At 70.3% G+C, this 25,178-nt stretch carries 26 protein-coding genes; 23 read left to right on the plus strand and 3 right to left on the minus strand.

From position 1 onward, the window contains the following. Positions 1 to 705: 705 nt before the first annotated feature. On the minus strand, positions 706 to 1,230 hold the full coding sequence (locus IEY98_RS31190) for a prepilin peptidase (RefSeq protein WP_189214278.1): 525 nt from the start codon (positions 1,228 to 1,230) through the stop codon (positions 706 to 708). A 578-nt stretch (positions 1,231 to 1,808) separates the two neighbouring features. On the opposite strand from IEY98_RS31190, the gene IEY98_RS31195 reads away from it, so the two are divergent. The 21 genes from IEY98_RS31195 to IEY98_RS31295 all read left to right on the plus strand — a co-directional run bounded on the left by IEY98_RS31195 (position 1,809) and on the right by IEY98_RS31295 (position 21,726). Then, positions 1,809 to 2,201, plus strand: a complete 393-nt coding sequence (locus IEY98_RS31195) for a hypothetical protein (protein WP_229787801.1) — start codon at positions 1,809 to 1,811, stop codon at positions 2,199 to 2,201. Positions 2,202 to 2,335: 134 nt separating this feature from the next. Beyond that, a complete protein-coding gene (locus IEY98_RS31200) occupies positions 2,336 to 3,223 on the plus strand; it encodes a hypothetical protein (RefSeq protein WP_229787803.1) in 888 nt (295 codons plus the stop codon). Positions 3,224 to 3,343: 120 nt separating this feature from the next. Beyond that, positions 3,344 to 4,054, plus strand: a complete 711-nt coding sequence (locus IEY98_RS31205) for an SAF domain-containing protein (protein WP_189214280.1) — start codon at positions 3,344 to 3,346, stop codon at positions 4,052 to 4,054. Then, entirely contained in the window at positions 4,054 to 4,956 is a 903-nt protein-coding gene (locus IEY98_RS31210) for a MinD/ParA family ATP-binding protein (protein ID WP_189214281.1), read from the plus strand. The genes IEY98_RS31205 and IEY98_RS31210 overlap by 1 nt, the downstream gene beginning before the upstream one ends. 101 nt (positions 4,957 to 5,057) lie before the next feature. Beyond that, positions 5,058 to 6,431 (plus strand): TadA family conjugal transfer-associated ATPase, encoded by a 1,374-nt coding sequence (locus IEY98_RS31215; protein ID WP_373292507.1) that lies wholly within the window; start codon positions 5,058 to 5,060, stop codon positions 6,429 to 6,431. After that, positions 6,419 to 7,345, plus strand: a complete 927-nt coding sequence (locus IEY98_RS31220; protein ID WP_189214283.1) for a type II secretion system F family protein — start codon at positions 6,419 to 6,421, stop codon at positions 7,343 to 7,345. Before IEY98_RS31215 ends, IEY98_RS31220 begins: the two co-directional genes overlap by 13 nt. Positions 7,346 to 7,350: 5 nt before the next feature. Then, positions 7,351 to 8,244, plus strand: coding sequence for a type II secretion system F family protein (locus tag IEY98_RS31225; protein WP_189214284.1), 894 nt, complete (start codon positions 7,351 to 7,353; stop codon positions 8,242 to 8,244). 50 nt (positions 8,245 to 8,294) lie between these two features. Continuing rightward, on the plus strand, positions 8,295 to 8,483 hold the full coding sequence (locus IEY98_RS31230) for a hypothetical protein (protein WP_189214285.1): 189 nt from the start codon (positions 8,295 to 8,297) through the stop codon (positions 8,481 to 8,483). 5 nt (positions 8,484 to 8,488) lie between these two features. Further along, a complete protein-coding gene (locus IEY98_RS31235; RefSeq protein WP_189214286.1) occupies positions 8,489 to 8,944 on the plus strand; it encodes a TadE/TadG family type IV pilus assembly protein in 456 nt (151 codons plus the stop codon). 122 nt (positions 8,945 to 9,066) lie between these two features. Then, positions 9,067 to 9,474: a TadE/TadG family type IV pilus assembly protein gene (locus IEY98_RS31240; protein WP_268244622.1), complete on the plus strand. Its 408-nt coding sequence runs from the start codon at positions 9,067 to 9,069 to the stop codon at positions 9,472 to 9,474. A gap of 101 nt (positions 9,475 to 9,575) precedes the next feature. Further along, positions 9,576 to 9,965 (plus strand): hypothetical protein, encoded by a 390-nt coding sequence (locus IEY98_RS31245; protein ID WP_189214288.1) that lies wholly within the window; start codon positions 9,576 to 9,578, stop codon positions 9,963 to 9,965. A gap of 49 nt (positions 9,966 to 10,014) precedes the next feature. Next, complete coding sequence (locus IEY98_RS31250) at positions 10,015 to 10,434, plus strand: hypothetical protein (RefSeq protein WP_189214289.1); 420 nt, start codon at positions 10,015 to 10,017, stop codon at positions 10,432 to 10,434. Positions 10,435 to 10,617: 183 nt separating this feature from the next. Next, positions 10,618 to 13,704: a transcriptional regulator gene (locus IEY98_RS31255; protein ID WP_189214290.1), complete on the plus strand. Its 3,087-nt coding sequence runs from the start codon at positions 10,618 to 10,620 to the stop codon at positions 13,702 to 13,704. Between the two features lie 1,305 nt (positions 13,705 to 15,009). Beyond that, complete coding sequence (locus IEY98_RS31260) at positions 15,010 to 16,233, plus strand: AAA family ATPase (protein WP_189214291.1); 1,224 nt, start codon at positions 15,010 to 15,012, stop codon at positions 16,231 to 16,233. Positions 16,234 to 16,283: 50 nt separating this feature from the next. After that, entirely contained in the window at positions 16,284 to 18,023 is a 1,740-nt protein-coding gene (locus IEY98_RS31265) for a hypothetical protein (protein ID WP_189214292.1), read from the plus strand. An 82-nt stretch (positions 18,024 to 18,105) separates the two neighbouring features. Next, a complete protein-coding gene (locus IEY98_RS31270; protein ID WP_189214293.1) occupies positions 18,106 to 18,363 on the plus strand; it encodes a hypothetical protein in 258 nt (85 codons plus the stop codon). Between the two features lie 67 nt (positions 18,364 to 18,430). After that, positions 18,431 to 18,847: a hypothetical protein gene (locus IEY98_RS31275; RefSeq protein ID WP_189214294.1), complete on the plus strand. Its 417-nt coding sequence runs from the start codon at positions 18,431 to 18,433 to the stop codon at positions 18,845 to 18,847. Continuing rightward, a complete protein-coding gene (locus tag IEY98_RS31280) occupies positions 18,844 to 19,608 on the plus strand; it encodes a restriction system modified-DNA reader domain-containing protein (protein ID WP_189214295.1) in 765 nt (254 codons plus the stop codon). The genes IEY98_RS31275 and IEY98_RS31280 overlap by 4 nt, the downstream gene beginning before the upstream one ends. 216 nt (positions 19,609 to 19,824) lie before the next feature. Further along, positions 19,825 to 20,121 (plus strand): hypothetical protein, encoded by a 297-nt coding sequence (locus tag IEY98_RS31285; protein ID WP_229787805.1) that lies wholly within the window; start codon positions 19,825 to 19,827, stop codon positions 20,119 to 20,121. Positions 20,122 to 20,377: 256 nt separating this feature from the next. After that, complete coding sequence (locus IEY98_RS31290; protein WP_189214297.1) at positions 20,378 to 21,244, plus strand: DddA-like double-stranded DNA deaminase toxin; 867 nt, start codon at positions 20,378 to 20,380, stop codon at positions 21,242 to 21,244. Continuing rightward, entirely contained in the window at positions 21,241 to 21,726 is a 486-nt protein-coding gene (locus tag IEY98_RS31295) for an Imm1 family immunity protein (RefSeq protein WP_189214298.1), read from the plus strand. Before IEY98_RS31290 ends, IEY98_RS31295 begins: the two co-directional genes overlap by 4 nt. A gap of 492 nt (positions 21,727 to 22,218) precedes the next feature. Here the strand turns inward: IEY98_RS31295 and IEY98_RS31300 are convergent, their stop codons facing one another. Then, on the minus strand, positions 22,219 to 23,157 hold the full coding sequence (locus tag IEY98_RS31300; protein WP_229787807.1) for a helix-turn-helix domain-containing protein: 939 nt from the start codon (positions 23,155 to 23,157) through the stop codon (positions 22,219 to 22,221). A gap of 195 nt (positions 23,158 to 23,352) precedes the next feature. On the opposite strand from IEY98_RS31300, the gene IEY98_RS31305 reads away from it, so the two are divergent. Then, positions 23,353 to 23,850, plus strand: a complete 498-nt coding sequence (locus IEY98_RS31305; protein WP_189214299.1) for a hypothetical protein — start codon at positions 23,353 to 23,355, stop codon at positions 23,848 to 23,850. A gap of 82 nt (positions 23,851 to 23,932) precedes the next feature. Continuing rightward, positions 23,933 to 24,358, plus strand: coding sequence for a hypothetical protein (locus IEY98_RS31310; protein ID WP_189214300.1), 426 nt, complete (start codon positions 23,933 to 23,935; stop codon positions 24,356 to 24,358). Between the two features lie 424 nt (positions 24,359 to 24,782). Here IEY98_RS31310 and IEY98_RS31315 read toward each other — a convergent pair. Beyond that, positions 24,783 to 25,178 (minus strand): DUF349 domain-containing protein (locus IEY98_RS31315; RefSeq protein ID WP_189214301.1); only part of this gene is annotated, 396 nt, incomplete at its 5' end.

The following is a 25,178-nucleotide window of genomic DNA, read 5'->3' on the forward strand; positions in this document are numbered from 1 at the left end:
GTCACCGCCTCGTGCGGTGGTCCAACTCCGTACCCACACCGGCTGCACGAGGAAACAAGGCACAGCGAGCCTTGATTGTGGGTATCGCGGAACCGCGGGTTCCGCGAATCGCTGCGAGAGTGTCATCTTCTACTCCGTAACTCAGCGAGTCCCGATTTACGTTTGTTTCGAACTTTCTGCTACTCCCATAGCATCGAACGTTTAGTTGCTCGCCAGCCGAACCGAACTGGCGCTGGGTTCCCGGTGGTAACGGTGCTGGTAGAACCGCCGCGAACCCGCCAACGCAGCTAAACGTCCGCCGCACAGCACGAACCAGAGCGGGGGCGTGGCGGCGATGGGGCGGCTACTGGGCGGCGGGTGTGGTGACGTGCGAAAATGGCGAAATGACCGCGATATGCCATCCGGGTGAAACCGGATGCCACTGTGCGTATTCCTCGGTAAGTGAAGACACGTGGGCGTGGGTTGTGGTAGCGACTCGGCTCCGTCAGGGGAACACGATAGAGACGTGTGATCGCGGAAGGTAGTCATCAACCGCTACGCCGTTGATGCCTTCTGCAACAGCATGCGGCTTGAACGGCTCACCGATCGGCTTGCTATGGAGGCGTCTATCCCGGGCCGCGCCTACCGGCGGCGAACCGTCTGAGCGGCGCAGGCATCACGGACTGTCAGAATACGCGCCCGGCTCTCGCGCGGGCGACTCGCTTGCTAGGAGCTAGTCGACAAGCCGAGAACGACCGTCACCATGGTGCCCAGCGCGAGGTATGGACCTAGGGGCATCGGATCGTCGCGTTCGACACGTCCGGTCGACCTGAGCACAACCCGAGCGGTCGCGGCGAACAGCCAACTGAGGAACGTCCCGGTGAACAGCGCCGACCAACTCCACCACCCGAGCGTGAGCCCTAGGAGGCCAGCGAGTTTGACGTCACCGGCACCGAGACCCCCAGTCGCGAGCGCGAGGGAGAGATAGGCCAGGGCGAGAATGACCATGCTGGCCGCCGACCGCAGCAGGTTCACATAGTCGTACTCGAGAACAGCGTCCGCTCCGAAGGCAACGCCGAGGACCAGGTAACTGGGAAGCACCACCATGCTGGGAAGCCGTTGCTCAGCCCAATCCACGATCGAGAGCGGCACCAGCACGGCCGCCACGTAGCTGTAGGCCAGCAAGGCGAGACCGCAGCCCAGCCGCCATGCCAGCACCGCGAACAGTAGCCCGGTGAGCGTTGCTGACATCGTCCAACTAAGACGGCTGAATGGCTTCGCTCGCAGCAGACTCCGCGTCATGAAACCGAGCACGCTTCCCGATAGCATGCCGAGGGCCATCCAGGGAATGATCAATACGGGCGAGGGCAAGTGATCACACCCGTAATCATCGTTCGTGGCAATATCAACACGGCTTTCACCCCTAAGGCGCGCCACTTCTCGCTCTAAGTGATACCTCGTGAGGTCTCACAGAGTGACCAGAATGGCCCGATCGGGTGAATCTTTGTGAGTGGATGCCATGCCGACTTGAAAGTCAGTGCTTCCCGACTTTGCAGTCGGTCGGGGCGGGTGGTGTAGACGTGGGAGTGTCACGAGACACAAGGCGATCTTCACGGAAGTATGGGGGTGCACCCGTGGTACGGGGGATATTCCGCTCCTGGGGTGGCCGCGCAGTCACGAGCGCAGTCAGCCTCGCTGTCCTCGCAGCCTGCAGTTCCGGTGATCCGGCGAGTCCGCCGCCGGGGACGTCGAGTCCCGCGGGGGCGCCGTCAGCAACGTCGAGCCCGAGTACCGCGCTGTCGGCCGAGGAAAAGGCCAAGAACGACGCCTTGGCCGCCTATCGGGGAATGTGGCAGAACTTTGTCGAGGCCGGGCGCACGTCCGACTGGCAGTCGCCGAAGCTGGGGCAACACGCGACGGGCGTCGCTCTGACGAACCTGTCACGCGGCTTGTACGCCGATCACTACAACGGCTTGGTCACCAAGGGTCAGCCGGTGTTGAACCCGACAGTGTCCTCGGTAGAACCTGCGGGCGATCCGAAGAAGATCATTATTTCCGACTGCGGTGACTCGACGGACTGGTTGAAGTACCGCGCCGACAACGGGCAGCTCGCCGACAACGAGCCGGGCGGCCGTCAAGCGATCAACGCCATCGTTGAGAAGCAATCTGACGGCTCCTGGAAGGTGTCGGACTTCGGCGTACACGACGTGGGGACGTGTTGACCATGCGACGCTTTACACTTGTCACCGGAATCGTCGCTGCAAGCCTTGGCGGTCTCGCAGCACCCGCACTCGCCGACGGCGGCTGGGGAAACACGAATTGCAGTCAGGTCCCCACTCCGGCATGTGAGCTGGGAGTGGGCAACAACGGCAACCACGGGCGACCCGGCGGAAACCCTGGGCAGGGCAATACCCCTAACCGTCCCGGCACCGGCACGAACCCCGGCAGCGGGAAGCCCAGCAACCCCGGCGATGCGATCGTCGGTGGTGACTCAAACCTGGCGAGTTGCTCGTACGTCAAGAGCGACTACCAACCACCGGCCGGTGGCGTCGTCACCGCCGCGTACCAGCCGCCGACGACCAGCGGCGACGTGGTCCACGCCGCGGTGTTCCGTCCGGCTGTGGTTCGCTGGCAGGCGGCGCAGCCCGGTCAGGGCCCCGGAGCCTGGTACGTGTGGAAGTGCACCACCGAGGGCGTCGCGGACGGGCTTTACAGGCCGCCGGTATGGATTGCGGACGGCGGACAGCCCGGGGCGGCGCTGTTGCCCTCGCCTGCCGAGCTGGCGCAGATGGCGCGCAAGCAGCTCCGGCTTCCCTCGCCGACGATTGCCGCGAACCCCGCTGGCGAGCAGTTGGTGAACCTGCCGACGTGGATGTGGCTGTCCGGCGGCTGGGGCCCTGTCTCTGCTACGGCCTCGGTGCCTGGGGTGTCGGTGACGGCGGTGGCGACGCCGACGTCGGTGGACTGGGTGATGGGCGACGGTTCCACTGTCACCTGCACCGATGCCGGGACGCCCTACAAGGCAGGAAATGATCCGAAGGCGCCTTCCCCGGACTGCGGCCATGTCTACCGCCGTTCGTCGGCTGGGCAGCCGGGGCAGGCGTATCCGGTCACGGCGACTGTGCACTGGACAGTCACGTGGTCGGGCGCGGGCCAGGGCGGGACCTTCCCGGACATGACCACAACGAGCGACGCGGCTTTCCGCGTGGCGGAGTCGCAGGCGCTCAACAACGGTGGCGGCTGATCAGCACGGGCCGGCTCTGAACGACTCCTTTCACAACAAGCAGCAATAACACTTGTTCCGCGCGTTGATCGTCCTTCGGCGACGCGGCGCACTACCCCCATGCCTTTTGGAGGTACCGGCGTGAGCACCAACACCACGACCCGGCCCGAGACCGACCGAGCCACGAGCATGGTCAACGGCCCCTGGATCAACGACGGCAAGAAGCCTCCCGCCTCGCGGTTGCGCACCACCGGGCGCCGTCGAAGCGTGCCGTACCTGTTGCTCGGCGTGCTGCTGGTCCTGGCCTGCGTGGGCGGCTTCGTGCTGATCTCGCTGAACTCCGGAGATCGGCAGGCCGTGCTCGCGCTGGCCCGCGGCGTGCCGGTAGGGCACGTGCTGACCACGCAGGACCTGCGGCAGGTCAACGTCGCGGTTGACCCCGGCGTCGCGGTCGTCGGCGCGGACCAGGCGGCCACCGTGGTCGGCAGGCCGATGGCCACCAGCCTGTCGGCTGGGTCACTGCTCACCCCCAACGCCGTCGGCGGCGCCGCGTTGCCCACGGACGGGCAGGCCATCGCCGCCCTCGCGCTCAAACCGGGCCAGTTTCCTGCGGAGGTCGGTCCGGGAGCGCGGGTGTCGGTGGTGTTCGTGCCCGGCCAGGTCGGTACCGCGACCAGTCCGCCCGCCGATGGCGGCACGGTCTGGCCTGCGGTGGTGACCAGCGTGACCACTCCGGCGAACGACCAGAACACCGTGGTGTCGGTGCAGCTGTCGGAGTCCGCCGCTCGCCAGGTCGCCGCGGTGCAGGCCGGTCAGTTGTCGATCGTGATGCTCTCTGCTGGAGGTCGCTGATGTTGATGTCGGTCCTGTCCCTGAAAGGCTCACCGGGCGCCACCACGTTGGCCGTGGCCTTGGCCGCCCGCTGGCCCGCTCCGGCACGGGCGCTGGTGGTCGAGGCCGATCCTTCCGGTGGCGACCTCGGCCTGCGGTTCTCCCTGTCCTCGACACCGGGCCTGGTCAGCCTGGCCGCCGCCGCGCGCCGTGGGGGCGACGCCGACCTGGTGTGGCGGCACGCCCAGCAGCTTCCCGGCGGCCTGCCGGTGATCTCCGCCCCGCCCGATGCTGACCAGGCCCGCGCGGCGCTGTCGGCGTTGGCTCCTGACCCGACCAGCGGGCTCGGTGTGTTGCGCGCGGCGGCCGACCAGCCGGGCACGGTGGTCATCGTCGACTGCGGGCGTATGGACCCCGGCTCGCCCGCTCTGCCGATCGTGCGCGCCTCCGACGCGGTCGTGCTGCTGTCGCGGGCTCATGCGGACGACCTCGCGCACCTGCCGCGCCAGCTGCCCACTGTCGGCCGCTGGAGCCCGAACCCGGTGTTGCTGCTGGTTGGCGAGGGCTACTCCACCGCCGAGGTCGCCCGCGAACTCGGCGTCCCGCCCCTGGGGCGCGTGCCCGACGATCCGAGCGGCGCGGCCGTGCTGTGCGGACGGCCCAACAAGCTGCGCTGGGGGCGCAGCGGCCCCGCACATTCGGCGCTGGGCCGCTTCGCCCACCGGGTCGCCACCGAACTCGCCACCCGCGAGCGCACACCGGCCAGCCGAACTCAACCCCGGCCCGCTGAGCCGGTGACGCAGGCCCCGGCCCTGCGCTCGGTTCCGGGTGTGCAACCCGGCGCAGTCTCGTCCAACGGTGTGCGCGTCGCATCGAACCCCGCTGCCGACCACCACGACCAGCAGGGAGGGCAGGCGTCGTGACGTACCCGACCAACCAGTACCCGGCGCCGGTGCCGCTGCGCCCCCACCAGCCGTCCGGAGCGGCCCCGTTCGGCAGCGCCGCACCTGGCCCCGACGCTGCTGTGCCACCGCTGGGATGGGGCACCGACGAGGACACCGCGGACCTCTCGGCCGGTACGACGCAGCTGCGGCAGCACCTGCGGGACCGGTTGAACGCCGAACTTCCGCAGCGGGTGGCCGATCAGCAGGACCGCACCGGGACGACCGCGACCCGCGAGGCGCGGCGCGAGCTGGCGCGCGGCATCCTCGACGAGGCGCTGCGCGTGCACACCGAGAACGAGCTGGCCGCGGGCCGGCAGCTGCTGCCCCGCGAGGTCGAGCAGCGGGTCGTCGGGGAGGTCGTCAACGAGCTGTTCGGCATGGCCGGGCTGCAGCCGCTGCTGGACGACCCGACCGTGGAGACGATCAACGCCAACAGGTTCGACCGGGTCTTTGTCCAGTACAACGACGGCAGTCGCGCCCCGGTCGGCCCGATCGCGGGCTCGAACGAGGAGCTGACCGACCTGGTCCGGCTGCTCGCCGCCCGCGCCAGCAGTCAGGAGCGGCGGTTCGACCAGGGCTCCCCGGCGGTCAACCTCCAGCTCCCCGGCGGGGAGCGGTTGTTCGCCGTGATGAGCCTGACCGCCGGGGGCGTGACCGCGCTGTCGATCCGCCGTCACGGCTACCTCACCGTCACCCTGCCCGAGCTGCGCCGCCGAGGCACCCTGGACCCCAGCTTGGAGGCGTTTCTGCGGGCGCTGGTCAAGGCCCGCAAGAACGTTTTGATCACCGGCGGCACCGGCGCGGGCAAGACCACCCTGCTGCGCGCCCTGGCGTCCGAGATGGATCCGCTGGAGCGCATCGTCACCATCGAGGACGCCTTCGAACTGGGCCTGGACCACGACCCGGACATCCACGCCGACGTGACCGCCTTCCAGGCCCGTGAAGCCAACATCGAGGGCGAGGGCGCGATCAGCCAGGCCGAACTCGTGCGGTGGGGCCTGCGGATGAGCCCGGACCGGGTGATCGTCGGCGAGATCCGCGGTCCCGAGGTCATCCCGATGTGCAACGCCATGTCCCAGGGCAACGACGGCTCGATGGCCACCCTGCACGCCTCCAGCTCCCGGATCGCCTTCACCCGCCTCGCCTCCTACGCCGCCCAGGGTGTCGAGCGGCTCTCGCTGGAAGCCACCAACCTGCTGGTCGCCTCAGCGGTGCACTTCGTGGTGCACCTGGCCCGCGCCGAGGACCGCCGGACCCGAGTCGTGTCCTCGATCCGCGAGGTCGTCGGCGCCGACGGCCCACAGGTCATCTCCAACGAGGTCTACCGCCCTGGCCCTGACCGCCGCGCGCGCCCCGTGGCCGGAGCGCTGCGCAGCGACACCCTCGACAACCTGGTCGACGTTGGCTTCGACCCCGGCGTGCTGGAGAACCCCGAGGGCTGGTGGGGGCCGTGAACATCACCCTCAGCCCCACCACGGCCGCCGCGGCGCTGCTCGGTGTCGGCACCGGGCTCGGCCTGCTACTGGTGATCCTTGGCTGGCGCGGAACCAACCCACGGCGTCAGCGCCGCACCCGGGCCCGCGCGGCAGGGACCGTCGACCAGCACCGCGGCCTGCGGATCGCGCTGGCCGTGACCGCCGGGGTGGTGACCGGTCTGCTCACCGGCTGGGTCGTCGGCGCCGTCCTGGCCGGCCTCGCCGCCTGGGCGCTTCCGCGGGTGCTGGGCCGCGACCCCGAGCACACCCGCCGAGTCGCGCGGATCGAGGCCATCGCCATGTGGACCGAGATGCTGCGCGACACCCTGTCGGCCGCGGCCGGGCTCGAGCAGGCCATCCTCGCCACGGCGCCGCTGGCACCCACGGCCATCCGCGGTGAGGTCGGCGAACTCGCCGCCGGGATCGAGAACGGCGGCCGGCTCGCGCCCGCCTTACGGCGCCTGGGGGAACGCCTGGACGACCCGATCGGCGACCTGGTGATCGCTGCCCTGCTGCTGGCCGCCGAACAACAGACCCGCCAGCTCGCCGACCTGCTCGGGTCGCTGGCCGACGCTGCCCGCGGGCAAGCCTCGATGCGGATGCGCGTCGAGGCCGGACGTGCCCGCACCCGCACCTCGGTGCGCGTCATCGTCGGTACCACCCTGGCCTTCGCCGTCGCCGTGGTGCTGCTCAACCGCAACTACATGGGCGCCTACGACAGCGCCGCCGGGCAGATCGTGCTGCTGGGCATCGGAGCACTGTTCGCCGCCGGGTTCACGTGGCTGAACCGCATCGCCCGCGTCGCCCAGCCCGACCGCTTCCTCTCCACCAACGCCGACCAGGACTCGGCGACCAGCCCGGCACGGGGTCTCGTCACCGCGAGGCAGGAGTGAACGCCATGATCACCTACATCGCCCTGGGCATCGGATCCGGGATCGGCCTGTGGGCCTTGGCGGTCTACCTGTTCCCGCCAAGACCAGCCCTCGGCGCGGTGCTGGCCCACGCCACCGCCCCACCTGCTCCAGCACCCATCGTCGCCACCGACGACACCGGCTGGGCCGCCCGGCTCGGCCGACCCGCCGTTGCCCCACTGCGAGTGCTCGGGCTCCCCGGCCCGCGCCTGGCCAAGGACCTGGCAGTCATCGGCCGCTCGACCTCGACCCACCTGGCCGAGAAAGCCACCCTCACTGTCGCCGGGCTGCTGCTGCCCGTCCTGCTGACCGTGGTCCTTACCGTGGCCGGGCTCGGACTCGGCTTCGAGTTCCCGATCATCGCCGGACTTGTCCTGGCGGCCGTCGGGTTCGTCCTGCCGGATCTGCAAGCCCGCTCCCAAGCCGCGAAGCTGCGCACGGGGTTCCGCCACGCCCTCTCGGCCTACCTGGACCTGGTGTGGATCGCCCTGGCAGGGGGAGCCGGAGTCGACAGCGCGCTGGGCGACTCGGTGAACATCGGCCGCGGGTGGGGGTTCGAGCAGATTCGCCGCGCCCTGGACACCGCCCGCCTCACGCGCACGACCCCGTGGGCGTCGCTGCGCCAGCTCGGCGAGGAACTGGACGTGACCGAGCTCGCCGAGCTCGCGGCCTCGGTCAGCCTGGCAGGCACCGAGGGCGCAAAGGTCCGCACCTCCCTGGCCGCGAAGGCCGGAGCGCTGCGAACCCATCAGATCACCGAGGCCGAAGGTGACGCCCAGGCCGCCACCGAGCGCATGAGCCTGCCGGTGATGGCGCTGTTTCTCGGGTTCCTGGCCTTCATCGCCTACCCCGCGCTTACGCAGGTCCTCAATGGACTGTGACATCTCGCGCGGACAACGACCAAACGCGAACGACAAGGGAGGACAACACGATGCGCACACACGTGGAGGCATTGTGGGGCGTGGTGCAAGCACGGTGGGAAGAGTTGCGGCGACGGCCGGAGGCCGGGTATTCGACCGAGACCGTCTTGGTGACCGCGCTGCTGGTCGTGGCCGCGCTCGCGGTGATCGCGATCGTGGTCGCGAAGGTCACCGAGAAGGCCAACGGCATCACCATGTGATCCCGATGAGCCACCACAAAGACCTACGTAGTGGGTGGGCGTCCGGTGCCGGTTGGTGGTGCCGAGTCCGCGACGCGCTGTGCGGCGAGCGCGGCTCGGTCAGCGCGGAACTGGTTGTCGCCACACCGCTGCTGTTGCTGATGCTGTTGGCGATCGTGCAGTTCGCGCTCTGGTCGCACGCTACGCACATCGCCCAGGCTGCAGCCTCCCAAGGTCTGGCCGCCGCGCGAGTCCAGCACGGGACCGCCGCAGCGGGAACAGCCAGCGCGCAGCAGCTTCTCGACCAGCTCGCGGGCGGCCCATTGCGGGACACCGCCGTCAGCACCGACCGCGCAGCGACGTCGGCGTCGGTGCGGATCAACGGGACAGCGACCTCGGTGGTGCCGTTCCTGAGTCTGCCCGTGCACGCTGAGGCGGTCGGGCCGGTTGAGCGCTTCGTTCCCGACCTGGCGGGCGGGTGATCGCCATGACAGCGCAGACGACAACACCACAGCCACCCGGCACACCCCGACGACAGTTCCACTGCCGCCTATGCCCCGACCGGCAGGGGTGGGCAGCCTGGTGGCGGGCTGACGGCGGCTCCGTGGCCGCCGAAGTCACCATCGTCGCACCCTTCCTGGTCATGCTGCTGGTCTTCGTCGGTGTGGTCATCCACCGGGGTGTCGACGCGCGCATCCGCGTCGACGACGCCGCCCACCAAGCGGCTCGCGCCGCGAGTATCGAACGCAGCCCGGCGGCGGCGAGCGCAGCGGCCCAGTCGACTGCGGCGAGTGCATTGTCCTCGGCGGGTGTGACGTGTGCGTCCCTGTTGGTGAGCGCCGCAACCGGTGGCCTGCGACCCGGCGGCACGGTCAGCGTGACCGTGTCCTGCAAAGTGGACTTCGGCGACGCGCTCATCCTCGGCGTCCCCGGCGGCAAGACCCTGTCGGCCACCTCGGTCGAACCCGTAGACCTCTGGCGCTCGACGGTGAACACCGGGGGGCAGACATGATTCGCCGAGCCGTTCATGTCCGGCCGACCCCGTACGCAGCCAGCTCGTGGACGGCCTGGTGGCGCACCCGCAAGCTGTGGTGGCGCGCGGACGAGGGGCGGGTGAGCGCGTTCGTCGTCGTGCTCACCCTCGGCATCCTCGCCCTGGCCGGGCTCACCTTGGATGGTGGCCTCGCGTTGGCCGCGAAAGTGCGGGCCAACGGCCAGGCCGAGGCCGCCGCGCGCGCCGGAGCCCAGGCCATCGACCTTGCCGCCTACCGCGGCAGCGGCACGGTGCAGCTGGTGCCCGCTCAGGCGGCCGCAGGCGCCCAGGCGCATCTGGCCGCCGAGGGCGCGACCGGCACGGTGACCGTTTCCGGCGACACCGTCACGGTCACTGTGACGGCTACCCAGCCCACCCAACTGCTCGGACTAATCGGCATCGGCTCGCTCCACGTTCACGGCCAGGCCAGCGCCCATCCGCAGCGCGGGGTGAGCGCGTTCGATCCATGACCACACCGCCTATTGATCGTGAATAGGCAGCAGAGGAAGGGGAAGCAGCATGGCAACACCGGAGGAAATTCGCCGGCGTGTCGAGCTGGCCGACACCAATCGCAGTGCGCGGCGGGCCGCCGCCGCGCAGCAGGTCGGCGAACTCGCCCAGCGCCGCGCCGCCATCGTCGGACAACTCGAGGACATCGAGCGCGAACTCGGCGACGTGCTGGCCGAAGCCCAGGATGTCATCGGCGTCGAGGAGTTGGCCGAGTTCACCGACCTCAAGGCCAGCGACCTCACCGGGTGGCTCGCGGGCTGCAAAGCCACCCGCGGCAAGCGTAAGAAGGCCCCGAGTGGTTCCGGGACGCACAGCAACGCGCGACGAACCTCCGGACCGAGGACACCGGTAGCCGAGGAAGCGACCACCCCGCGCGAGGAGGCAACCGCGGCCGGTGCAGTCGAGCGACTCGTCGCGCAGGCGAGCTGACCTCGCTGGCCGCTGCCGCCCGGATTCGCCGCCGGACACGTGGGTGATCGCGCCAGACGATGGCGAGCATCAACCTCCTTGTTCCGCTGAGGAAACGAGTACGTCATGACCGCACCACCACGCCTCTCTCGGCAGAAGCCGCGTCGGCCGCGGCGAGCTCGGGCGTGGCATGGCGCCGGGCGCGTGCTCGGATTCCTCGCAAGGCTGACCCGCGGGCTGCTGCCCGGTGTCGTCCTTGCCGCTCTGCTGGCCGGGCTGCCGTGGGCGCTGACGCACTTCATCGGCTGGCCGCTGCCCGACCACCTGCCTTCCTGGGCCGAGATCCACGGCGTGGTGCTCGGCCCGATGACCGCGACGTTCCTGCTGGACTTCCTCGCCTGCGTGACCTGGCTCGTGTGGGGCGCCTTCGCCCTCGACGTCGCCCGCTGCGCCATCGAGATCGCCCGCAACGCCCGGCTGCCAGACCTGGCCGCGGCCGGTCCGATGCAACGGATCGCGGCCGTGCTCGTCGGCGCGGTGCTGATCTCCGTCCTCGGGCAGCGCGCCAGTGTGGTTGCCGCGCCGCTGCCCGCCTTCGGCCCCGGCGGTCCCGCCGTGGTCGCGACGGCGTCCGCGTGGTCCCATCCCGCCGAGGTGCAGACTGCCGCTTACAGCGCCCCCTACCGGTCTGCACCCCCCGTCGCGGCCGAGCAACCCGCCCGCGTGAAGTCCGCCGTGGTGCTCCCGTACAACCCGCGGACCGGTGTGTATGACTCGCTGTGGCGGATGGCCGACCGCACCCTGGGCGACGGCAACCGCTGGCCGGAGATCTTCGAACTCAACAAGGGCAAACCCCAACCCGACGGCGGCACCCTCATCCATCCCAGCCTGGTCTTCCCCGGCGAAGAGATGGCCTTACCCGACGACGCCACCGTGCCCGCGAACCCACCCCGTCCACCGACACCGGGCCCCGTAACGCCCCCTCCGGCAACGACGACACCCCCACCGAGCAACCCGACGACGCCGACACCCTCCACAACACCGGCACCCGCCACGACGCAGACCCCGGCGACCACACAGGCTCCCCAGGACATCCGGCCGTCCGCCACCCAGGCGCCACCGAGTACGGACGTGCTCGACGAACCGGGGCTCCGGTGGGGCGAGGAGTTGTTCGTCGGACTCGGTCTGGCTTCGGCGGTCAGCGCGGCCCTGGTCGCGGCGCGCCGCCGCAGTCGCCGCCGTTACGTGCCGGGCAGTGGCAACCGCAGCGACCTGCCCGTCGCACCGGTCATCTACCAGCTACGGCTGGCGCACCTGCGCGCGAACTACGACGTGCTCGGCTCCGACGTCGAGGACGGCGAGCTGGGTCTCGACGGGCCGAGTGCACGCCTGCGGCGGGCACCGGCGCCGCCCGTGGTGGTCGGCACAGCCGAGGACAGGCACGACGATCAGGTGTCGATCCTGCCAGTGGGTGTTCGGGACGGCCGCGAGATCGCGCTGGACCTGGCCGCCTCGCACGGCCTCGGGCTGATTGGCGCGGGCGCCTCCGCCGCGGTCCGCGCGCTGCTCGTCACCGTCCTGACCACCGCGTCCGAGGCCGCCAGTGGACCGGCCAGGGTTGTCGTCGCGGCCGAGGACCTGGCGGTGTTGCTCGGGCGGCGGGCGGCCCAGGTGCCGCTACCGGCGGGCGTGCACGTGGTGGCCGATTTGGACGCCGCCCTGGACGTGCTGGAGTCCGAGACCTTGGTGCGCCTCGGTCAACATCCCGCCGCCGGTCAGGCATGGGAGCCCGTTGTGCTGGTGGCCCGCGCGCCGGGACGGCAGTCCCGACGGTTGCAGGCGGTGTTGGACAACGGGTCGAGCGTCGGGGTGACCGGGCTGCTGGTGGGCCAGTGGGCTCCTGGGGTGACCGCCTACGTCCGCGACGACGGCACCATCTCCGCCACCAGTCCCGGCTTCGGCGTGTCGTTGCACGGAACGAGCGTGTTTCGGCTGGGCTGCGACGACACCGCCGACCTGCTGGCCCTGCTGCGAGACGCGGATGCCGAGGACGGGTCCGAACCCGAAGACCTCGCCGGCGACGACCCGCCTCCAGGGCACCCGCGGCACCCCCTCGTCGTGACCGACGATCCTGCCCCCGGAGAGCGCACGGATGAGGCGGGGGGCCCCGCGACGACGACGGAGGACCAGCACATCGTGGCCGAGGACCCGGTCGACGACACCGATCTCGAACTGATGGCCACCGACGGCGATGGCGAACGGCGCGGCGACCGCGACCTGGAAATCGTCGCATCCGCGTCCCTAACCTCGCCTGGTCTTCGACTGCGCTTCACCCAGCAGGCTGCCCGCCCGCGGAGCGAACCCACCCCCGACAACGACCAACGGCACGGCGCCACCGAGATCGAGCGGCCGACCGGAGAGGACCCGGAGGACCGCGGCGACGCAGGCGAGGGCACGCCGTTCGTGCCGCTGCGGATCCGTGTGCTGGGACCGCCGCAGGTCTGGTGGCGCCCCACGCCGGAGGCACCTGACGCTGCGGCCACCGAACGCGACGTCACCTCGGCGTTCCAACCTCGCCTGCGCGAGCTGTTGACGTTCCTGGCGCTGCACCCCGACGGCGCCAGCCGCGAGGCGCTCACCGCAGCCCTGTGGGCCACCAGCCCACGGGAGAAGACCACGAACGCGATGAACACCTCGCTCTCGCGTCTGCGTCGAGCGCTGGCCGCCGCCACCGACGGTGCGTTGGCCGACGTCGTGCTGGTCGGCGAGGGTCGCTACCGGCTGGACGCCGAACTGGTGGAGGTGGACTACTGGTCCTTCGCCGCCGCCGTGGCGGCCCGCCGCGCCGCCACCACCGACCAGCAGCGGGTCGAGGCATACCGGCACATCGTCGACAGCTACCGCGGACCACTGGCCGACGGCCTGAGCACGGAGTGGATCGAGACCGCCCGCGAGGCCATCCGCCGCGACGCGATCGACGCCGTCGCCGCCCTCGCCCGCGCCCTGGTCGACCAGGACCCACAGCAGACACTGGACCTGCTGGAGATCGCCCGCGCGTTCGACCCACACAACGAGCTGATCTACCGCGACATCATGCGGCTGCAGGAACGCCTCGGCCAACTCGACGCCATCCCGCGCACGCTCACCCTGCTGACCACGCGGCTGACCGAGGTTGACGAGCGGCCGACCCCGCAGACGATCGGCCTTGCCGAGCGACTGCGCCGCCGCCACGACGTCGGCGACCCGTCTCATCCGCCCGGAGCCGATCGTGACCACAGCAAGGCGGGGTGACCACCACGACCGCGCCCGGCTGGCGGCGACCAGGTCGGTCAGTTGCCGCCCGGGCCACGCTGCGGGGTGGGCGCCGCGGCGGGGGATCGGTCACCGTCGTCGAACTCCGCCGGTGTTCGCGGAAAAGGCACTCTCGCCACCGTGCAGGTGCGCGCGACTGAGCCTGTCCAAGCAATTCGCGTCCCTCCGAGTTCACTCGACGAAGGGCCCACCGGCCTCAACACCTCGATAATGCCCACGCCAGGCGCGCACAGGACTTTCGCTGGAAGAGGCTTTTCGCATCTTCAGCGGACGAGAAGGGAACCTATTGGGCATCGCTTCGATGTCGGGGGTCGGAATGCTATCGTGCATGGGGAGTGTGTTTGACCGTCATTCTTGTCGATGGATTACGAGTAACCGTGGAGAGAGTCTCGACTCGACGCCTCAGGCCGTCGCGAAGTGTCGCCCGAACGGCGAGCCCGCAGGTGAAGGCGAAAAGATTCTTCTACAGGCGGCGCAGGTCCCACGGGACTCCGTCGTCTCGCTATGCCACCGCACCCCTTCCCATGTGCTTCGGCACGGTCTTCGAGCCGCGTCCGACCGGGCGAGGTGTGACGGCGCCTCCCCCTGAGCGCGCCACTGAGGCAACCCGACACGGTCAACGTGGCCGTTCCGGTGTGGAGATCGTTCACGCGTACGGCCGCTTCCGTTGGGGGTTCACATGGGGGATCACCTTGGGGATCAGGTTGGGGATCCCGTTAGAACGCCACCCCCCGCGGCCGGTGAAGACGCCGGTCACCGGGGCTGTGGGGGGATCCACTGGTATCCCAGACTCGCTTGCCCACAAGCCGGTGAACACATCGGGGCGGACTCGTGGTCACACTCCGATCATTCGGATTCCCGCTACTTCTCCTCTGTCTCATGACCGATTCGATTCGCGTGTCCCTACTGTTTTGGGTTCTGTTGTGGAAATCTCCTTTGTCTCCGATTCCCGTTGGTCTCGGTTCCGCTCCGCGGAGTCGCGGCATTTACGCATGCCGCTGACCTGCGCGAACGCGGGTTCACCGCATTTATGAATGCCCGATTTCCCATGATTGGTGGCGGCGATATTCGCCGGGTGCGGTCGAAAAGAGTCTTGAAAATGAGCTGCCAAACCGTTGCGCGACGTGCGGTGCAGAGTCATAATTGAATTGTCGCCAGGGGAACCGGAATCACATGGAATACCACGCCCGGCGCGAGCCATGTCCGGTGAAACAACTCCCCGGACTAGTTGCAGGTGACCCGAATAGCGCGCCCGCCTGTCGCACGGAATCGAAAGGACCCGCGATGACCACGCCCACCCCGACCGCCCCGGCACCCGCCGCCACGCCCACCGCCCCGGCGGGCGGGTCGCGGTTGCGCAACGGTGAACTGCGCGCGATGGTCGCCAAGATCCTCGCCGACAACACGGGAACCGCGCTGACCCCGCGCACCATCGCGCACACGTTGAACCGGTCCTCGGGGGCGGTGGGCAACGCGTGCCGGGCGTTGGCGGACCGGGGCGAGGCGGAGGTCGCCTCGACCACCCCGGTGAGCTATCGGGCGACCGCGACCACGGCGTCCGCCGCCGCACCCACGATCACCCCCGCCCCACCCCGCACACCCCGCGCGAGGACCTCCGCCCCGGCACCCGCCGCCACCGCCGCGCCCGCCCCGTCCGGGACGGGCGGGTCCTCCGCCCGGTCGTCGGGCGTGGTGACCGGTCCGGTGAAACGCCCCAACGGGATGGACTACCACCCGCGCCTGGTGCAGGGGACCTCGTTGCCGGACGTGACGGCGTTGCGGCGGTTGCGGGACGCCGGGGTCGCCGCGCTGTTGTACGGACCGCCCGGCACGGGCAAGACGTCGGTGGTGGAGGCGGCGTTCCCGGACTGCATCACGGTTCAGGGCGACGGGGACACCTTGGTCGCCGACTTCGTGGGCGACTACACCAAGACCCCGGACGGGGAGTTCGTGTTCGTGCATGGTCCGCTGGTCCGCGCGATGCGTGACGGGGTGCCGCTGTTCATCGACGACGCGACGCTGATCCCGCCGACCGTGCTCGCCGTGGTCTACCCCGCGATGGACGGACGCCGCCAGATCGTGATCAAAGCCAACGGCGGCGAGGTCGTGGACGCCGCCGAGGGGTTCTACGTGGTCGCCGGGCACAACCCCGGCGTGCACGGGGCGGTGCTCACCGACGCCCTCGCGTCCCGGTTCTCCGTGCAGGTGCAGGTGTCCAGCGACTACGACCTCGCCGACCAGTTGGGGGTGGACCGTAAGGCGGTGCGCGTGGCGCGCAACCTCGCCACCCGGCAGGAACGGGGCGAGGTCGGGTGGGCACCACAACTGCGCGAGTTGTTGGCGTTCAAGAAGATCGCCGCCGTGCTCGGTGTGGACGCAGCCGCCGGGAATCTTGTGGGCATCGCGCCGGAAGGGGACCGCGCCACCGTCGCCGCCGTGGTGCGGGACGCGTTCGGGCGCACCGTCACCCCGCTCGCCCTCGGTGCCCGCATCACCACCAAACCCTGATCAGCCACCCACTCCGTTGAACCGCGACCGTCGCGAAAGGACTCCCAACCGTGAGCACCCACTTCACCACCGACCCGACCGCCACCGGTGCCGCCGTATTCCCCACGCGCCCGGAATGGCTCACCCTGTCCGCCGCCTTCGCCGACGAGGTCCCGATCATCGCCGACCGCGACGACCTCCTGGTCACCGTCGCCCCCGGCGCGGGCGGGGGAGCCCCGGCGTGTTTCTACCCCGCCCGCGCGCTGATCGAGGTCGACGGCGACCACCTCGGCGTCGACCCCGCCACCGTCGACCCCGCGAACCTGTCCGACCGCCCCCGCTACGCCCCGGCGTGGGGTGCGCTGACCCACGAGTGCGGGCACGCCAAACACACCGCCTGGGAACCCCCGCCTGACGCCCCGCCCGGCGTGGTCGCCGCCGCCATGCTGTTGGAGGAGCCCCGCATGGAAGCCGCGCAGGTCCGCCGCCGCCCCGACGACCGGCACTGGTTGCGGGCGTGCGTGAAGGGCATCGTCGCCGCCGACCTGCACCTGTTCGCCGACCCCGCCACCGCCCCGCAGATGACCCCGGCGCACGCCGCGCACACCGCCGCGCTGTTGCTGGGACGCGCGGACGGCGGGGTGCTCACCCGCGCCGAGGTCGCCCCGGTCGCCCGTGTCATCGAGGACGTACTCGGTGCCGAGGTGCTGGACAGGTTGCGGGCGGTGTGGCGCACGGCGTTGCGCACCGCCGACGACGACGGCGAGACCATGCTCGACCTCGGGCGGCAATGGTGCGAGATCCTCGGCACCGACCCGGACACCGACCCCAACACCCCCGCCGACCCCGACCCCGGCGCGGCACCCGACCCGTCGCCGTTGGCGGACGCGATCGCCGCCGTGCTCACCGGGGTGGCGGCGACGGTGGCGCGGGAGAAGGCACCCGAGGACCCCGCCGCCGTCGCCGCCGCCGCGAAGGCGGACGCCGACGCCGCCGACGAGGAGGCGCAGGAGGCGGCGCGGCGGGTGTTCGCCGCCGGTGGTCCCCGCACCGGTCGCACCCGGCTCGCGGGCACCCGCCCGCCCACGGCGGAGGAGCGCACCGCCGCGCGGGTGTTGGCGCGGGCGTTGGACACCGCCGGGGTCCGGGAACGGGTCGCGGTGAAGTCCACCTCGCAGGTCCCGCCGGGACGGTTGCGGATGCGCGGGGTGCGTGCCGCCGAAGCCCAACGTGCCGCCGGGGCGGTGGTGACCGCCGAACCGTTCACCCGCACCACCCGCACCCCGGTCACCGTCCCGCCGTTGCGGGTCGGGATCGCGTGCGACGTGTCCGGCTCGATGGGGTGGGCACGCGCCCACGTGGCCTCGGCGGCGTGGATTCTGGCCAACGCCGCCCGCCACACCTGGGTGCCCACCGACACCGCCACCGTGATCTTCGGGCACCATGTGCGCCCGCTGACCCACCCCGGCCGCCCGCCCGCCGAGGTCACCGAGTTCGAGTCCAACGACAACTGGGAGGACATCCCGGTCGCGTTGGACGCCCTCGACGGTGCCCTCGGGCTGTCCCGCCCCGGCGCGGCGCGGCTGCTGGTCATCGTGTCCGACGGCGACTACCGCTACCAGCCCCGCATCGACGGGCAACGCAAACTCGACCGGCTGCGCGCGTCCGGGTGCGCCGTGCTGTGGCTGACCACCGCCACCCACGACACCCCCCTCGCCGGGTCCACCGTCCACGTGCTGACCGACCCCACCACCACCGCCCGCGCCATCGGGCACGCCGCCACCGCCGCCCTCCGCGCGACCACCCGCTAGCCCCACCGGTCCCGGGGCGGGACACCCCCGCCCCGGACCACCTCACCCCGCGCACCAGCCCACGACCACGAGGTGACCCGCCATGACCTACAAACACCCCCAGACCGTGGGCGACCTCATCGCCGCCCTGTCCGGCTACGACCCCGCCACCCCGCTGCGGATCGCCGCCCAACCCGGCTACCCGATGGAACACCACCTCGCGCGGGTGGTGCGCACCCCCGACGACGCCCAGTCGTGGGGCATCCGACCCACCGACCCTCCCGTGGCGTGGCTCGGCACCGGCGAGCAGATCGGTCACCTGCCCGCGATCGCCGCCGACGCCCTCGGGTGGTCGGCATGACCGCCACCCCGCCCGACCCAAGTCTGCGAACCCATCACCGACGACGGACGACCGAAGGGCACCCGCGATGACCACCGTCATGACCGACCTCGACGTGGAGACGGCGGTCAACTCCTGGCACTACCACTACACCCGCGTCGTCGACCTCGGCGGGCGCGTCCTCCGCGCGCGGGTGCGCTGCGACCGCCACATCACCGACAGCCACGCGCTCGCCGAGGTGCTCACCGACCAGCTGACCTGGACCAGCCTCGTCACCGACGCCCCGGACAACTGGTGGTACAGCGCGCCCGTTCCCCGGCTGGTACCCGACGCCACCGAAGTACTCGCCCCGATCGCCCAACGGCTCCTCGACCGCGCCGCACGGGTCCTCGCTGCACTCCCACCTGTGCCGCCCCGCCACCCCGCCGCCCGTCGACCCAGCGCGCTGACGTCAGCACTACCGCAAGTCCTTTGCCCAACCCCATCCTTTGGAGGAAGAGCATGAGCAGCCACCCCACCACGACGCCGACCCTGCGCGACGTCCTACCGCCCGAGACCGTTCTGCTCGCCCCGGCTCCCGCGCACACCGTGCCGATGCGGCCGCCCACCGGGGCGTGGGGACTGGTCGTGGTCGCGGTGCGCACCACCGACGCCACCGCGCCCCCGGTGCGCTTCGTCGGGGACGCGCCCGCCCCCGACCCCGCCCACACCGACATCGCCGACCTGTTCGCCGGGACCTGGCTACCTGCACCGCCGCCCGCCGACCTGCACAGCGGGGACGTCGTGCTGCGGCTACTCGCCCCCACCGACGACGACCCCACCCGGGTCGACGTCGAGGTCCTCGCCGCCATCCAGGGCAAATGGCACACCGTGCTGGTTTACCAGGCGCTCGACACGCGTTGGCCGCACGAGGTCGTCACGTCGGTGCTCCTGCGCATGCGAGTCCTCGCCGACGCCGCCCTCAGTGACGCGCAGTGGACAATCCTCACCGGCAAGCCCGCATCCGGCGGTGAACCCAACACACTCGCCGCACTCCTCGATGCCGGACTGATCGAACAGGGCGAGCCGGTCCTTCTCGGCGCGCACCGCGCCACCGTCGTAGCGGGCGGGATCCTGCAACACGGACCGGACAGGTTCGCCGTGTCCACCGTCAACGCCCTCGCCACCACCCTCACCGGCACCACCGCCAACGGCTGGCATCTCTGGCGACGCGCCCACGACGACCGCCTCCTGGCCGACCTGCGCACCGATCTCGCCACCCGCTGAACCCCCGCCCGATGCCCGCCGGGACACAACGCCCCGGCGGGCAACCGGCACACCCAACCGTGCCCACGCCACATGATCGACGCTCGCCGCGGCAGCTCCGGGAGGTATCCCGGGCCCCGCGGCGAGAACCCAACTACTACTGACGACCGAACCAGAGAGGCCACGATGAGCGACCACAGCAACCCCCACTCAATGCGACGGCCTGCGCTGTCCTCGTTGACCGACCCCCTGGAGCGGTGCCCGGACTGCGACGTGCAGGTGGGCGAAGCCCACGAATACGACGAGTACGACGGCGGCTGCGATGTCGCCCGCTGCCTCGTCACCGGCCACCAACGGCTGATGTGCGACCTCGACCACGACTGCGGACAAGACCTCTGGACCGGCCGCTGGCCAGGCCACGCCGACTGCGAGCGCCTCGGCTGGATGATCGGCCCCGACCTACCCGACCTCCACCGCCTCTACACCGAGGCGATGTGGGACCCGAGCACCCGCCTCTGGATTGCCCCCGCCTGACCTCCGGCCGCCGAAGCGGGGCCGGTGCACCGAAGGGCGCGCGGCCGAGTTGGGCTGTGTCGTTCCGGTTCCCGCTTCCGGGGCAACACTTCTTGCGGGGACCGGCCAGTGCCCTGGAGGGCTGCGACGCCGACGCAGCGGGCGGGACGTGTGTGGCCACGAGAATGTCGACCAGCAAGGTCGGTGCACGGGACTTCACCCCACGACCAGAGGTGCCCTTACCTGCTCGCCCGCGTAGTCAAAGTCGGCGTCTTGGTTGAGCGGGGGACCCGCAGACAGCGCACCCCTCGACGCACCCGACTCGACTCGTCGTTCACCCGAACGAGTGGACCGTGACTATGGCGAACCCGAACCCGCCCGAGCCGTCGCCGGCGATGGCGAGGATGAGTGCGTGTCCCTCGCCGAAGTCGCCGCCGCGATCCGGAACGGAGTCGCCAAGATCGAGGCCGGGAAGGCGTCCCTGCTCACCGCGGCAACCCTGTTCGACGCCGCTCGGGCACTCCTCCAGCAAGCCACGCAAGGCACCAGACGACCCGAACCCGGGCAAGCGATCGCGGCCCAGACGGCGGCGCTGCACCGGATCGCCGAGGTCCTCACCCAGGCCGCCCACGCCGAACAGGGGTTCACCGCCTACCTCAGCAACGTCGCCGCAGGCGACACCTCGACCGTGGCGAACCTCCCGGCGCCCACCTCGGCCGCGACGCGGTCGCCGACACCAGGTATCGACCGGGTCGAGCACCTACGCCGAGAACTACCGCCTCCGCTCGAAGGGGCCAACAGCGGACGGAAGACGCACGGCCGGTGGTTCGTCGGCGACCGACCCGCACAACAGATCATCAGCGGCGAGGACGAGGTCGCCGACCTGGCGCAGAGCTACCTGGACAGGATCGGCTTCCGGTTCGCCGCGATCAGTGCGCACGTCGAGATCAAGGTCGCCGCGCGCGTTCGACAACGCTGGGAACAGACCGGCCAGACCATCACCGTGACCCTCGTGATCAACCACGAGCTGTGCGGCGGCCCCCGATCCTGTTTCGTCTACTTGCCGCGCCTGCTCCCGCCGGGGTGTTCGGTTACGGTGGTCACACCCAAGAGCCGCCACACGTTCACCGGAGAGCCGACGTGACACCCCCGTTCCACCCACCTCTGGTCATCTGGTTCGCGCCGAACCAGGGCGGCGACCACGTGGCCACAACCCCCGACGAACTCGATGCACTGCTGGACCGCATCGCGAGCCACCTCAGCGAGACGGGGATCGTCGCGGAGATCACCCGAGACGGTGACGACGAGACCACGCTCTACGCCGGATTCCGGGGCGAGGTCGGAGCCCTGCGCTACAACGACGATAAGGCGCTGCACTACAGCTCGGCGGGCCCCCGCGGTCAGGGCCTGGCTGACACGATGACGGTGTTGCGGTACCGGTACCAGGACAACGAGATGGAACTACCCCCCGACGCGGAGATCCCCGCCGCGGACGTCCGAGCAGCAGTGCACCAGTACGCGCGCACCGGCACCCGACCGACTACCTGTCGGTGGCAGCAATGGAAGGCCCCACGAACCCCGGGCAGCGACATGCCCGACCCCCTCGACGCCGACGTCTGGGGATGACCAGACGAAGCGGGGCAGCACAGGTGGAAGCTCGCGAGCTGCAACCAACCGCGCCACAGCGTGGCCAAGCCAAGCGAGCGCGTAGGTCACACCCCACCCGAACCGCCGAACCGTATCGACGCGGCCGGGCCCCTCACGTCCGGGAACGCCGCCGTCGGCCAGCACGACAACGACCATTTGGGTTGGTGAAAGCCTTTCCCTGGCGGCGCCCCGGATACCGCTCGCCCTTCGCTCAACTCGCCCGCTGGCCAAGCTGGCTCGGACGACCAGCGTGCGGCGTCAGCTCGGATGGGTCTGTAGGCGCCTGGTGTTGTTCACGACCGGCCAGCCGCACTACGGGAGACGTGTGCTTGAGCTGGAACGGCGGCCACCGTCACTCTGCTCCAACAGGAGCGTGATCTCGCGCCCCGTGTTGCTCACGGAGAAACACGGTGTGCCTCATCGCTGAGGTTTCACCGATGAGGCACATCCGACGCTGCGTTTCCGGGATGGTCAGTGTGATCCGGTGGTTGCCTCCGGCGGGGCGAGTGTGAACCGCCTCGGACGGTCCTGGGTTCGTACCGCGACACCATCGCCGACCAGTTTGTCGAGCGCGTTGCTGACCGCGCCGGTGGATTTGCCGCCGAGCTTCCTGGCGATCTCGACCGGGCTGCACTCCTGGCCGGGATGATCGCGCAGATAGTCCTCGACCATCCCGCGCAACGCGCCCGGAGCTAGTCGCTCGGCTTTGCCCCCTTCGCCATCCGCCGTATCGACGGATTCGGCACTGCGGACCGGCGGCTCGGCGGTCTCGGTGACGGTGTCCTCGTCAGTCAGGGTAGAGGACTCGCGAGCAGCCGCGCCCTGAACGTCCGCGGCGGTCGGGGTCGAGTTGTTCTCGGCACTGTCAGCGGATTCGGGGTCAGTGAGGGTCGGGTTGTGTGGTGCGGGCGCGGGCGTGTCGGCTGCGGCGTGGTCGTTCTCAGAGGCGACGTTGGTGGCGATGTCGGGCTCGACTACGTCTGCCGGGGGAGCAGTCTTGTCAGTGATCGTCCACAGATCGGCGGCGCGGCGTCCGGCCTCAACCCTCCCGATGGTGCGGGTGACGCCACCTTCGCCTGCCCACCGGAGCAGAATCTTCTGCGCGGTGGTTTTCCCGATCCCGGCGACCTGGGACAGCACTGCGGCGGTGCTGTTCGGGTGAGCGTGCAACGCCGCCCACAGCTTGTCCTCGCTGTCAGTTCGAGGCGTCGCGACGGGGTCGGGATCCGGCGACAGCGTCCGGGACATCTCGGTCGTTTGCGTTAGCCCGCCGGTGGCGCGGGTCTTGTCGTTCGCACGGGTGCGGGTTGATGCGGTCATGACGTTCCTCGATTCGGTTTCGCGATCGACTCGAATCTCGTGATCGACGGCTGGCTGGCACCTCGGCCGGAGCCGGATGACCCAGTGCACCGCCGGTCCTTCTGGGCCACACGACCATGAACGCTCTGTCGGCCGTCGAAGTCAAGCGTTGAGTGGAGCGAGACACGGTCTCTTGTGGATCGTCACCCGGTTCGGTGTATCGCTTGACAGTCCGGCCGGAGTAGAGCGTGCATACCCCTTGCCGGGCAGCCGCCGGGCGAACACGGCCCAATGACGGGGGCAACGATGGAACCGCAGCAGTTCGCCACACTACGACTTCGCGGCGCCGACGGGATGACCGTGCACGGACCCTACGCCGACCGTGCCGACGCCGACATGGCGACCGGACGATTCGCCAGCGACATCACCACCTTCGCCTGCACGCTCGCGCTGTACCCGCCCGACGCCGACCCCATCACCACCTGCGCCACCACCGCACCCACCGGCACAGTGCTCGAAATGACCGACGACGTCGCCGACGCACTACTCACCGCCAACGAATCCGACCCTGGGACCGACCGCGCAGGACCCGTCGCGGTGGCCGTGCTGGTCGATCCGCCCGCGCGGCGACTGCTCCTCTGGATCGGACCCTTCCCCGACACCACCGCAGCACAGTCCTGGCTGAAGCAGGCCAGCACCGTCAGCGGCGGCACCTACCGCGCGACCATGCGCGTACACCCACTACACGCCACCGACGTCGCCGAGCCGGAAGTCGGCCCGAAAACAACCGGGACCGTCGCCTGACCATGCCCGTTCGTGAACCCGTAGCCAAACGAAGGATCAGACGGCCACAGGCCCGTCGCGCCCAGCGAAAGGGCGTTGTGTCATGACGCACCTCAACTCCCGCCCGGATTCAGACGTTGTCTGGGGCGCGCAAGCGGGCATGGGCCTCGGCTACACCCTGGAAGCCGCCGCCGTCCGGCTCGCGAACGACATCACCGCACTCCGCCAGGACGGCGGCATTCCCACACAAGTGCGCACCATGATCAGCGTCCTGCCGCACCAGCGCGTCCTGGAGATCCGCGTGGAGGGACTGACGGTCGAAGCCGACCCCGACCGCACCACCGTCCGGGAGGTCGCCAACACGCTCTTCGAACTGGCCAGCGACCACAACATCATCACCCTCGACGACAACCCACCGCTGTTCACTCAACGCATCCTCTTCCTCGGCACCGACGGCCGACCGTTCACCGCCATGGTCGGAGCAGGCGCCGGCGACGTGGAAACGCGCCCTGTGTCCTCGTACAGCTGAACGTTGGACGCTTCTCGTCTACGCCATTCTCGACGACGGTGACCGCCACGGCCGACATCAAACCCCGATGCGTCGTTCGGTCCATCGGACTCGGCCTCCGGTCGTTCGCGATCTTCAGCGATTGAAGCTGGCGGCGCCCGTCGTAACGAGTCCACGTGGCCAAGCCGCGTCGAGGTGTGGGGAAGGGACTGGCAGCCCGAGGAAGCTGCGATACCGAGCCAGGCACGATGCTGTCCTGTCGCTGGCCGTTCCGTCGGTTGTCGAGCCTCCACGGTGGTGGCCTTCACATCGTCGGCGGTGCGGCGGAACTTCCAACGGCAGCATCGCCGGTGATCGGACGCGCTGATCGCGACCGGTCAGCGGCGTGAGCGGATGTGCCCATCGATGTAATTGAGGCGATAGATACTCGTCCCAATCGGGCGGCTCAAAGGGTTTGTTCTGCTGCTTGCGTGGCGGCGGCGAGCCACTCCCGCCACTGGGCGGCCTGCGCCTCGGCCTGCTCGGCGCGGCGCTTGTCGCCCGCGGCGCGGGCCTTGGCCGCCTGGGCCTCGAACTGCTCGACCCGCTCGCGGAACTGCGCGGCCCTGGCCTCGGCCTCCGGGTCGGTCCGGCGCCACTGCGCGTCGGCGGCGGTGCGGACCTTCTCCTCGACGGCGCGGAGCCTGCCCTCCAGCTCGCGGATGCGCTCGCGCGGGACCTTGCCGATCTCCTCCCAGCGCTCCTGGATGCGGTGCAGCTGCGCGCGCGCCGCCTCCAGGTCGCCCTGCGGGTTGATCTTCTCGGCCTCGGCGAGCAGCTCCTCCTTGCGCTTGGCGTTCTC

The organism is Actinokineospora fastidiosa (assembly GCF_014648415.1).
GTDB lineage: Bacteria > Actinomycetota > Actinomycetes > Mycobacteriales > Pseudonocardiaceae > Actinokineospora > Actinokineospora fastidiosa.

What these genes read in the sequence shown, in the direction of transcription:
- IEY98_RS31190 (WP_189214278.1), bottom strand. Translation starts at nt 1,230, where the DNA reads ATGTCAGCAACGCTCACCGGGCTACTGTTCGCGGTGCTGGCATGGCGG.
- IEY98_RS31210 (WP_189214281.1), top strand. Translation starts at nt 4,054, where the DNA reads ATGTTGATGTCGGTCCTGTCCCTGAAAGGCTCACCGGGCGCCACCACG.
- IEY98_RS31225 (WP_189214284.1), top strand. Translation starts at nt 7,351, where the DNA reads ATGATCACCTACATCGCCCTGGGCATCGGATCCGGGATCGGCCTGTGG.
- IEY98_RS31230 (WP_189214285.1), top strand. Translation starts at nt 8,295, where the DNA reads ATGCGCACACACGTGGAGGCATTGTGGGGCGTGGTGCAAGCACGGTGG.
- IEY98_RS31235 (WP_189214286.1), top strand. Translation starts at nt 8,489, where the DNA reads ATGAGCCACCACAAAGACCTACGTAGTGGGTGGGCGTCCGGTGCCGGT.
- IEY98_RS31250 (WP_189214289.1), top strand. Translation starts at nt 10,015, where the DNA reads ATGGCAACACCGGAGGAAATTCGCCGGCGTGTCGAGCTGGCCGACACC.
- IEY98_RS31260 (WP_189214291.1), top strand. Translation starts at nt 15,010, where the DNA reads ATGACCACGCCCACCCCGACCGCCCCGGCACCCGCCGCCACGCCCACC.
- IEY98_RS31270 (WP_189214293.1), top strand. Translation starts at nt 18,106, where the DNA reads ATGACCTACAAACACCCCCAGACCGTGGGCGACCTCATCGCCGCCCTG.
- IEY98_RS31275 (WP_189214294.1), top strand. Translation starts at nt 18,431, where the DNA reads ATGACCACCGTCATGACCGACCTCGACGTGGAGACGGCGGTCAACTCC.
- IEY98_RS31280 (WP_189214295.1), top strand. Translation starts at nt 18,844, where the DNA reads ATGAGCAGCCACCCCACCACGACGCCGACCCTGCGCGACGTCCTACCG.
- IEY98_RS31305 (WP_189214299.1), top strand. Translation starts at nt 23,353, where the DNA reads ATGGAACCGCAGCAGTTCGCCACACTACGACTTCGCGGCGCCGACGGG.
- IEY98_RS31310 (WP_189214300.1), top strand. Translation starts at nt 23,933, where the DNA reads ATGACGCACCTCAACTCCCGCCCGGATTCAGACGTTGTCTGGGGCGCG.